The sequence below is a fragment of the Mesorhizobium sp. WSM4837 genome (assembly GCF_055811435.1).
Map to the genome: position 1 here is coordinate 1 of NZ_JBVVQE010000117.1, position 11,453 is coordinate 11,453.

Here is an 11,453-nt window from a genome sequence, read left to right on the forward strand (position 1 = left end):
GACCTCCTTCGCAGCTTCGGGTGCGACAAAGTCACGACCGGCATCGGACGAAGCGGGGTCGTGGCGGTGATCCGGGGCGGAACCCTACCGGCGAGCCGGACCATCGGCATTCGCGCCGATATGGATGCTCTCCCCATCTTTGAGGCGACCGGCCTGGCATATGCCTCAACCGTGCCCGGACGAATGCATGCATGCGGGCATGACGGGCATATGGCGATCTTGCTTGGGGCCGTGAAACACTTTGCCGCGACACGAGCTTTTACCGGCACAGTGGTAGCAGTCTTCCAACCAGCGGAAGAGGGTGGCGCCGGTGCCAAGATAATGGCCGAGGACGGCCTCTTCGAAAGGTATGGCATTGAGGAGGTCTATGCACTGCATAACATGCCGGGCATGGCCGTCGGCACCTTCGCACTTTCTGACGGCGTCATGCTTGCCGCGTCCGATCGATTCGATATCAAGATTCTCGGCAAAGGCGGGCATGCGGCACGGCCGCATGAAACCATAGACCCGATCCCGATCGCCAACGACGTGGTCAGTGCACTGCAGACGATTGTGTCAAGGAGCGTCGATCCTATTGACCCGGTCGTGCTCTCAGTCACATCCATCCACGCTGGCGATGCGTACAACGTGATTCCTTCGGAAGTAGTACTGAAAGGTACCGTCCGCACCTTATCAGACAGCAACCGCGACATAGTCGAGGAGCGCATCCGGACCGTTGCTGGCTCGATCGCCCGGGCATTTGGTGCAGAGGCCGAACTGGAATATCGCCGTGGCTACCCATCTACAGTCAATCACCCTGTCCAGGCGCGTATTTTAAGCGACGCAGCGGCCCATGTGGCCGGGGACGCCGCCGTCCAACGCGACATGAAGCCCCTAATGGGCGCTGAGGACTTCTCCTATATGCTAGAGGCCCGACCGGGCGCGTTCATCTTCATGGGCAACGGAATGACCGCCCCACTTCATAATCCGGGCTATGATTTTTGCGACGAAGCCCTCTCGACGGGTATCGCGTTGTGGATCGAATTGGTGACAAGGATACGGAGTTAGCTTAGTTTAGCAGGGCTTTCTCTGCTTGGGTTCGTTGAGGTCAATCTCTTCTGATATTTTTTCGGACCATGTCATGTCGCCCGCGGGTCACTCGCTTCTCTTCGTGGTGGACGTTAGGCCGCCTGTTGGGGTGGACGGCCCCGCACGGCATCGATGTCTAGTGCGCGTCCTGTTTAATCCGGTTCATATCCTGCGGCTTTGAAGTGGATGGCACATTCGGCTGGGGTGAAGAGGTCGACGACCGCGCCGACCGCGTCCCACAAAGCCTTGATGGTTCTCTCGGCCTTTGCTCGCAGCAGCGCCTTGAGTTTGGCGAAGGCGTTCTCAATCGGGTTGAAGTCGGGACGGTAAGGCGGCAGGTAGAGCAGCCTCGCGCCTGCGGCCTCAATCGCGTCGCGCACGCCGGCGGCCCCGCAGCGCTCCGGTGAAGGTCGTGGTCTTCCAGTGGCATGCGGCACGCCGGTCCGGCAGCGCTCGCCGCGCGGCGCTCTTCCACGCGGGCGGCCATCTTTGTGGAGAGGCCGGTCTCATCGATGAACACGAGCTTCGCCGGATCGAGGTCGAGCTGGCCGTCGAACCAGTCCCGGCGCCGCTTCAGCACGTCGGGGCGATCCTGCTCCAGTGCGTGCGCGGACTTTTTTTGAATGTCCAGCCGTTGGCGGCGAAGCCAGGCTGAAGCCTTCATCGTCGGGCTGATCGAGGAGCGCAAGGACATCACGCTGAACAAGATGGTGGAGGGGCTCGTCGACGAGCAGTCGGTGCGGATCAGCGGCAGCGCCTTGAGCCATGCGCATCGAGGCTGGAGGCGGCGGCGGCCCTGCGGGCGGGGCGCCAGTTCGCCGATCTTCGCCGCGCAATCCAGCGGATCGCGCTGGACACTCCCACGCCGAACCGCGCCGCCGCTTGCCGCGCCGACATGTGCCCTCGTCCGAAGCCTTCAAAACCCGCGATCGAAGATCCCCGCTCAATGCTCTTCCCATTGTCCACCTCCATCGAGGTGGATGTTGAATCAGCACAAAAACGCAGCTGTCACATCACAATCGATTCATCGATCACAGGACGTGCTCTAGGGATGTACGAAACACTTCAACGTCGTGACATATCTACATAATGATCGTATTCTTTTTTTGCGTATTTTGTTCATAATTGGGGTACGCAGAATTCATATTCTACTCAAAATATTTATAATTATTTATCAATAATGTCCTCTATGCAATACAAATTTTGTAATAACTTAACATGATATTCACACCGATTCCAAAAAAAACATGTAGTTTCTCCGCATTGCAAGAGGCTGGAGAAACCAATGGACTACCTCACCCGTCCGCTCTCGCATGGCCAAATGGGTCTTTGGCTACATCATCAAAAAAGACCAACCGGTAGCGAATACAATCTGCCGATCGAGTTGCGCATAAAGGCGCCGTTTGACATTGCTGCCTTGCGGCGCGCGCTCCAGGCATTGATCGATCGCCATGAAATGCTGCGCACGACCTTTCACCAGGAAGGCGAGTACGTCGTTCAACGCATTCATGAGACAGCCTCTCTGAGCTTTCATGTCGTTCGATTGCCAGGGGTCGAAGAGGCAGACTTCCATCAATCTATCGCGGCGGAAGCTCGCTCCCCTTTCGAACTGGAAGATGGGCCGGTCTTTCGCGCGCACCTCTTCATCCGCAGTGCCACAGAGGAGATTCTCCTCCTCAACTTCCATCATATCATTTCCGACGGCTACAGCATTCGCACCTTCCTGCGCGAGTTCGGCGGGCTCTATCAAGCGTGCTGCGCCAACACAGAGATGCCGGCTCTGACCACTGCGGCCTCTTACGGGGACTACGTAGCTTGGCAGGAACGCCTCCTTGCCGGCGACGACGGAGAACGCATGTGGGCCTACTGGCGCAGCCAGTTTGGCGATCATGAGCCTGAGCTGGCCCTTCCGACCGACAGACCACGAACTGCGCTTGCCACGCATACTGGATCGGTTTTCTCACTGGATATAGAGATGCCGTTAATCGCGCGCCTGGAGCGACAGGCCCATAGAGAAAAAGTAACGCTCGCCACCTTCCTGCTTGCTGCCTATTACGTCCTGCTGCATCGTTATGGCGACCAGGACGATATCACTCTCTACGTGCCGCGCCTCGGTCGTCCGGCAGGAAACAAGACGTTCGGCCACTTTGTGACTCTTGCCGCCCTACGGCAGGATCTTTCCGGAAATCCCACTTTCCTGGACCATTTGCAACGAGTGCATCATCTGATGAGTTGCGCGCGCAGCCACGAGTATTTCCCTCTTCCCCTCTTGCTGGAGAAGCTCAAGCTCCCCCCTGCACCTGATCGCAATCCGCTCGCGCAAGCAGTTTTCAACTTCATTCCGGAGGCGGTGAGTTCTCTTGGCTTCAGGCCATGCGACGTAGACCTCTCCGGCTTACCTGCGCAAATCCGACTTTGCGAGACCGATATCTGGATCGATCTTGATGTCCGAATTCTGGCCGGAAAAGAAGGCGTCCGCCTCTACGTCGTATACAATGCGAATCTGTGGGATCGCAGCACCATCGAGCGGCTGGCGCGGCACTATTGTTTGCTGTTGGAAGCCATTGCAGATGAGCCAGTGCGTCGGATAGGCAACTATAGTCTTCTGACGCCAGAGGAAGAGCACCAGCTTCTGCACGCCTGGAACGAGACAGCCGCCCCCTTTCCGTCCGACATTTGCCTGCACAACCTGATCGAAGCGCGGGCAGCCACTTACCCAGACAATATCGCTGTGAGCTGTCCATCGGAGGCGCTCAGCTATGCCGCACTTGAGCAAAGGGCAAACAGGCTTGCCCGCCATCTGATTTCCAAGGGTGTCCGGCTTGGAGACGCGGTCGGCGTTCTCGTTGAGCGTTCATGCGATCTCATTGTCGGCTTTCTGGCGGTTTTGAAGGCGGGGGCCGTCTATTTTCCTCTCGATCCGCGACTCCCAATCCAGCGCCTGCACTTCATGATTCGCGATGCGGGCGCCACTACGGTCATCAGCAAAGCGGACCTTATAGAACAGACGTTCGGGAAAGCCCTATCAGAGCTAAGCATTGAAGGTGCCAGTGGATGCGCGGTGGTTCTCCTGGACAGGGACCACACCGAAATCGGTTTGCATGAAGCCACGCCTCCGCACTGCCCCGCCAGCCCCACTGATGTGGCGTACGTGATCTATACGTCCGGTTCCACGGGGCAGCCGAAAGGCGTGATGATTGAACATCGCAGCGCCTGCAACATGGCGGAGGATCTAAGGCGCACCTATCAGCTGGGGCCGGACAGCCGGGTACTGCAGTTCGCGTCCTGCGGATTTGATGCATCGCTATTTGATTTCATACTGGCCCTATCTTCTGGCGGTCGATTGTGCTTGGCGCCTCCTTCAGCGTCGCTGCCTGGAGCAGAGCTTGTCGAGTTCATGCACCGTGAACGCATCACCGCTGCCGGTCTTACGCCGACAGCATGGGCCTCATTGCCATCGATTGATCTTCCTGATCTCACCGTGATCAAATCAGGTGGAGAGCCCTTGCCGTCGAGTCTCATTGAGCGATGGGGTGAGAACCGCCGCATCTTCAATTCGTACGGCCCCACCGAAACGACAGTTTATTGCATAAGGGCGGAGGTGAAAGCCGACGGACAAAAGCCACACATTGGGCGCCCCGTAATCAATAGCAAGACTTACATCCTGGATCGCTACGGTAATCCGGCACCGGTTGGCGCAATCGGTGAGCTTTACATCGGGGGCGTCGGCATAGCCCGCGGCTACATCAATCGCGATGAACTCACGGGCGAGCTTTTTCGGTCAAACCCGTTCGATGATGCGCCGCAATCCAGGCTCTACAGGACTGGGGATCGTGCCCGGTATCGGTCGGATGGCACGATTGAATTCCTGGGCCGGAAAGACGGACAGATCAAGATCCGTGGCATGCGGGTTGAACTTGGCGAAATCGAGCAGTGCCTGATGGACCACGAAAGCGTCAAAGCATGCTGCGTTACGTCGGCACACCGTCTCGATGACAATGCGAGCCTGATAGCCTATGTGGTGAGACGGCGGGAGAGTTCAGAGGATGCCGATGAACTTCAGTCCTTTTTGCGCAACGTCCTACCTAGCTACATGATTCCCTCACAGTTCGTATTCCTCCCGCAGCTACCGACCAATCGTAGCGGTAAGATCGATCGGCGTGCTCTTCCCGAGCCGAGAAACGCCTCGAAAGTGAAGGCCGCAACTTTACCGACCGGTGGGTTGCAGACGGAACTGTCCGAGATATGGAAGGACGTGCTGAAGCTGGACTCCGTTGGCGTTGAAGATAATTTCTTCGATGTAGGCGGACATTCCCTGGCCGTCGTCCAAGTTCAGGCGCGTATCCACGATCGTTTGGGCATTGAATGCAAGATTCTGGATTTTTTCGAGCACCCCACCATAAAAACGCTCGCTGCGCATTTGGCCGCAACTCCAGATGCACCTCAACTAATTGAAGATTTAAAGAACAAACTCGGTTGGGCCGGAAGCAGACGCGAGCCCAAACAGGACCGAAACGCTGTTGCGATCATAGGTATGGCGGGCAGATTCCCGGGGGCGGAGAACGTCGATCAATTCTGGACCAATCTGGCTAACGGTATGGAGTCCATCGCGGATCTGAGTGAACAGACATTGCAAGAAGCTGGCGTCGCTCCCGACATTTTTTGCAAACCTAATTATGTGAGGCGCGAAGCCGTTATCAGCGGAATTGATCTATTTGACGCAGCGTTCTTCGGCATCTCGCCTAAGGAAGCAGCGTGGATGGACCCGCAACAGCGAATCCTGCTTGAAACGGCGTATCAGGCGCTCGATCATGCAGGATACGGATCGCGCGAGACCGCCGAGGGCCGAGTCGGTGTGTTTGCCGGCGTGGGGGCCAACCACTATCTCGCTGAGCGCGAAACAGGCCGGGACCTGCTGGATTCAGAGAAGTTGCAGATCCGTATTCTTAATGGCCACGATTTCACCGCGACGCGCATTGCCTACAAGCTCAACTTGACCGGCCCATGCGTGTCAGTTCAGACGGCCTGTTCCACTTCGCTGGTTGCCGTTCACCTCGCTTGCCAGAGCCTGCGTAGCAATGAGTGCAACATGGCCTTGGCGGGCGGCGCATCAATTTCCCTACCCCATGGAAAAGGCTATCTACATCAACAAGGCCACATTTTGTCTCCTGACGGCCACTGCCGTGCGTTCGATGCTAAAGCACAAGGAACAGTGAGTGGCAGCGGGGCTGCGGCCGTTGTTCTCAAGCGGCTGAGCGATGCCTGCAGAGACGGCGACTATATCTGGGCAATCATAAAGGGGACCGCCATCAACAATGATGGCGCCGGCAAGGTAGGGTTCACCGCCCCTAGCGTTGACGGACAGGCTGCAGTGATTCAAGCCGCCCTCACCAATGCTGACGTCTCTGCGGACACTATTGGTTATGTGGAGGCGCATGGTACGGGAACGTATCTTGGAGACCCCATCGAAATCTCTGCCCTGACCAAGGCCTTCCGTTCCCACACCGCGAGGAAACAATTCTGCGCAATAGGTTCGGTGAAGACAAATGTCGGCCATCTCGACGCCGCAGCGGGTGTAACGGGATTGATCAAGCTCGCCACAATGCTGAACAGGGGCGTCATTCCCGCTAGCCTACATTTCGACGAGCCCAACCCAAATATCGACTTTCAGGAGAGCCCCGTGTTCGTGAACAGGACCAGCACCGCTTGGCCCAAGGGTGATGAGCCACGGCGCGGCGGTGTGAGCTCATTTGGTATTGGTGGCACGAATGCGCACACGGTTCTCGAGGAGGCTCCGCAGCGACCCGATGAGCACGGCGGTCGCGGGCTGCACGTATTTCCAGTATCGGGGGCGAGCAGGTCGGCACTCACCGAAATGCTTCGGCGACTGGCCGGTTTTATGCGTCAAAGCGATGTTCAGCACAGCGCAGCAAATATCGCATACACCTTGCAGAAGGGTCGGGCAGCTCTCAAGTATCGCACAAGTTTTGTGGAATCCGATCTGTTGGAACTGGCCGACCAACTCGATCAGTCTGCGCTGCAGGGCGGCACGTCGCGAGAGGTGTCAAGCAGTGAACACCGCATCGTGTTCATGTTCTCCGGCCAAGGCGGGCAGCAGATTGGAATGGGTCGCGAGCTTTATGAAGAAGAGCCGGTATTCGGCAGCGCCATCGATGAATGCGCAAAGTGGCTTGAAGAGTTCGCGCATGTTGATTTCCGCCCCCTGCTCTACGGTGAAGGCAAATCCGATGGCGAGCTTGAGCCTCAGCTAGAAGCCATTATACAGCCCGTCATCTTCGCTACGCAGTATGCAATGGCGAAGCTCTTCATCTCGTGGGGCATTTTCCCTGCAGCTGTGGTCGGCCACAGCATCGGTGAATACGCCGCCGCTCATATTGCGGGCGTCATCTCGTTACCTGATGCCATTCGACTGACATTGATAAGGGGACAGTTCACGTCCCGTGTGCCTGCCGGCGGCATTGTTGCGGTCAGTCTGTCACCCGAAGAGCTCCATCCTTACTGGAACGAAAGCCTATCATTGGCGGCCATAAACGGGCCGCGTCAGTGCGTTATTTCGGGGGGCGCATCCGAGATCGCAGCGTTTCATGAGCGATTGCGGGCGAGATCCATTGCCAGCAAACGAATACGCGCAAGCCATGCCGTGCATTCGTCTCTGCTCGATCCAATCCTGCCGGAGTTTACGATTCATGCGGAAGAAGTCGAGTTGCACGCGCCGCGATTACCTTTCATGTCGACGGTGCTCGGTGACTGGCTTGAGTCGGACGTGCCGCTTGATGGCAGCTATTGGGCCCGCAATCTGCGCGAGACAGTGCAGTTTCATCTGGCTTTCGATCGGCTCGTGCAATCGGGTCACGAGTTGTTTATTGAGATTGGACCTGGCGCAGCCCTGACCAGACATGCCAAGCAGTTGAAGTCAAAGAGCGACCTGCACAGCCCCGTCGCCTTTCCAGCCTTGCCAGGAGACGACCATGGGCAAGGCGATTACGCAAGACTGTTACAGACGCTTGGCAATCTTTGGACCTGCGGCGTTCGCATTGATTGGTCCGGTCTGCACGACCGTCAGCCCCCGCAGCGGACCCCTCTCCCGCCATATCCTTTTGATCGCAAACGTTACTGGCTCGATGCTGCTGCCATATCCGTCGATGCCCCGACTGGAAACGAAGAACCACGCAGCCCGACAGTGGTTGAGGTATCTAGTGAGGCAGCTTTGGACCGCCAAATTGCGGCGGTCTATCGGGAGATTTTGGGCTTAGATGACGTCACCCCGGCCGACAGCTTCTTTGATCTTGGTGGGGATTCGCTGAGCGCCTTAAGCGTCATCAATCGCATCGAGCAACTCACAGGAGAGAGATTGGCTATCTCCCTGCTGCTGGAACACCAGACACCAAAAGGGCTTGCGATGGCCCTAGCGATGACCGGTAGAAGCGCGCGTCCGAGCTCATTGGTGCCGATACAAACCGGCGGTTCGCGGGCGCCTCTGTTTTGCCCCCACCCTTTTGGCGGACATGTGCTCTTGTATAAGCCTCTTGCTAAAGCTCTAGGCGCGGAGCAGCCGCTCTTCGGCCTGCAAGCGCGCGGTCTGAACGGTGAAGCAAGACCTCACCTGAGCATTCCGGAGATGGCGCGGGAGTATGTCGAGGCCATCAAGAGCGTACAACCACGCGGCCCTTTTCAGCTCGTCGGCTTATCCATGGGTGGCAGCATTGCTTGGGAAATGGCCTGCCAATTGCGCGATGCTGGTGACGAGATAGGAATAGTTGGGTTGCTCGATGCCAAAGCGCTTCACAAGCATGAAGAGTACATAACCGGCCGGTATCAGTTCTTGCTCGGCAACAGCCCCATTCCTGACTGGTTGAGCGAGCGGGTGGCGATAATAACCATCCTATTCCCCGCCCTGAAGAAACATTGGCGAAAGCTGAAATCCATCAAACGTGAGCGTCAGGTCACTGCTTTGCTCGAATTTGGAATTCAAACAGGCAACGTCTCCGACATAAGCGAAACGCAGCTCGAGCACATCCTGACAGTTGCCGAGGCAAATAGAATAGCGCTGCGTGATTATACCCCTCGGCCCAACGACAGCAGGTCCGTTCTTTTTGCAGCCAGGAAGGGGCTGCGCATATCCACCAATGAACCTAATGGCGATCTTGGATGGGAGCAATTCGCGCGAGGCCGTCTGGAGGTTCACGAGGTGCCAGGTGACCATTATACGATGGTCGCTCCGCCGCATGTGAACGTCCTGGCAAAGAAGCTTAATAAATGGCTCAATCGAAATGACTAAGCGACTGCACCGGCGGCATTTGGGCCAAAGCATTTGAGAATCTGTGAACGGCTCGGGTCCAAGCTGCCCCAGGCGAAGATGCAAGCTCAAGTGATAGGTGAGTGTATGGGTGGTTGCCTCGCCAAGTTCAAGAGATGGATTCCGTCTTTATAGAACAGTCTGGCATCGCTGACACAAATAGTATGTATGCGTTCTCTGACAAGTCGCCTTCTGCCACGCAGAAAATGGTCCATGCTCTGGAAAGCGGGCGACCCAGTTGAAACCCAAAGCCGTGCCCGTGCGATCAGCTAGGACAAGCATTTTTGAAGCCGTGGTTTTAGTTTTGCAAAGGGAGTGCCGAATGCGTTGGCGACCGCGGGAGCCTTTGCTCTTCGAGCCTGCCCGGCCGAACTGGACGTTCTTGTCGGGAGAAGACTTTTCGGGCCAGCGCAGATGGCAGTATTCTTCCTTTCGGTCCGAGTGGCTTCTGAATCGATGGGCGCCACCGATGAGAGTAGTGACCACCAAGGAGATTATGACATGCACAAGAAGACCGTAGATACTCTTATCATCAATGGGGATATCTTCACTGGCGACAGAAACCAGCCACACTATCGCCCTGGTGCGATCGCCATCAAGGATGGTGTTATTGTCGGAGTTGGCCAAGAATCTGAAATAACCTCTGGGTTCCAAGCCGCCCGTAAGATCGATGCGGAGGGCGCCTTGGTGCATCCCGGTTTCATTGAAACGCACCTGCACATGACGGGCATGGCGTATCATGGCGCGCCATTCTCACCACAGAGCGGCGCAAAGACGAAGCTGAACTATGCCGCGCTCAAGGCTGCAACCAACCCGAGAATTACTTCAGCGTACACCGCCGCGGCCGCCTGTTCAATGTTGCAGCGGGGATTCACGCTCTTCTTCGAGCCAGGAACGGTTTTTGAGACGGATGCTTTCGCCGAGTCGATGACGAAATGTGGAGTGCGTGCAATGGTGTCGGCGCCATTCGGTTGGGATGATTTATCGTCATTCGACGAAATCTTTCCAGAGTTGCATGATGACGCGGTCGGTAAACGTGCCCCTGCTGATGCAGGGCGCGTGATTGATCAATGCAAGCGGGAGATCGCTCGAAATGAGGATGAAAACGCCTTGGTGCGTGGATACGTGTGCCTCTATGGAGAGGGCACAGCTACGGATGACCTCACGCGTGAAGCGGCTAAACTGGCCGCAGAGTCAAACGTCATACTTTGGCAGCATCAATCATTCATTCCCGAATTTGTTAGAGACGAAAGAAGAAAGCGAGGTGACTCCGGTGCTGTTCGCATGCAGAGGCTTGGTGCGTTGGCCCCTAATGTGACGCTCGCTCACATGAACGTTGTTGACGAAGCGGACATCGAACTTATCATTTCAGAAAAGCCGGGTCTTTCTTGGTGCCCCAACAACGCGCTCGGCTATCGAGTGACGCCGCCGAACAAATGTTGGTTCCCATATCTGTACAAAAATGGGGTGAGTGTCTCGCTGGGCGTCGACACCATTATGATCCATCCGATTGGAATCGCCGGTCTTCTAAGTCTTTACCTTTCCGCGTCGTTCGGGGAACGATTGGATAACGCTGATCCATTCTATATGCAGACAATTAACGCAGCCAATAATCTGGGCCTTGGCGACCGACTTGGCAGTCTGACGGTCGGCAAGCGGGCGGATGTAGTAATAAGGGAGGCGCGCGACATCACTCATCTGTCCTGGCGCGATGATATGGGAGTCCTGTTGTCGCTCTCCTCATCGATGATTCCTGTCGATACTGTTATCATCGATGGCAAGGCCGTGATGGAAAAAGGCCGCCTCACCACAATGGATCAGGACGCGATTCTCGCCGAGGCGATGCGCCAGCGCGATGTTTTGGCAGACAGCCTGACTCGTTAAGGCATTAGAATACAACCAAAGTAATAAAACATAGTAGTCGACAGGAGCACCGAAACGTTCCTGTTGTGCGCATTTCGCAAAAGCCGGACAGGGGTTCCGCTAATTCCCGGACAGCTGTGGAGTGCACCCCCAGACTGAGACAAGGCAAATCGCGGACAGTTTCCGTGTTACGCCTATGCGGCCT

Annotated in this window: 3 protein-coding genes and 1 pseudogene; 3 read left to right on the forward strand and 1 reads right to left on the reverse strand. The window is 56.5% G+C overall.

What is annotated here, in order from left to right; all coding sequences use genetic code 11:
- Nucleotides 1-1,047 (forward strand): M20 aminoacylase family protein (locus AC0L3D_RS34785; protein ID WP_473647340.1); only part of this gene is annotated, 1,047 nt, incomplete at its 5' end.
- 173 nt (nucleotides 1,048-1,220) lie between these two features.
- Here AC0L3D_RS34785 and AC0L3D_RS34790 read toward each other — a convergent pair.
- Nucleotides 1,221-2,027: pseudogene (locus AC0L3D_RS34790) on the reverse strand (transposase).
- A gap of 326 nt (nucleotides 2,028-2,353) precedes the next feature.
- Between AC0L3D_RS34790 and AC0L3D_RS34795 the strand changes: the two are divergent.
- Together AC0L3D_RS34795 and AC0L3D_RS34800 are read left to right on the forward strand one after the other, a co-directional pair.
- Nucleotides 2,354-9,367 (forward strand): hybrid non-ribosomal peptide synthetase/type I polyketide synthase, encoded by a 7,014-nt coding sequence (locus AC0L3D_RS34795; protein WP_473647341.1) that lies wholly within the window; start codon nucleotides 2,354-2,356, stop codon nucleotides 9,365-9,367.
- A gap of 519 nt (nucleotides 9,368-9,886) precedes the next feature.
- A complete protein-coding gene (locus tag AC0L3D_RS34800; protein ID WP_473647342.1) occupies nucleotides 9,887-11,269 on the forward strand; it encodes an amidohydrolase family protein in 1,383 nt (460 codons plus the stop codon).
- The last annotated feature ends 184 nt before the right edge of the window (nucleotides 11,270-11,453 follow it).

Coding starts and splice junctions, on each gene's coding strand:
- AC0L3D_RS34795 (WP_473647341.1), top strand. CDS start 2,354: ATGGACTACCTCACCCGTCCGCTCTCGCATGGCCAAATGGGTCTTTGG.
- AC0L3D_RS34800 (WP_473647342.1), top strand. CDS start 9,887: ATGCACAAGAAGACCGTAGATACTCTTATCATCAATGGGGATATCTTC.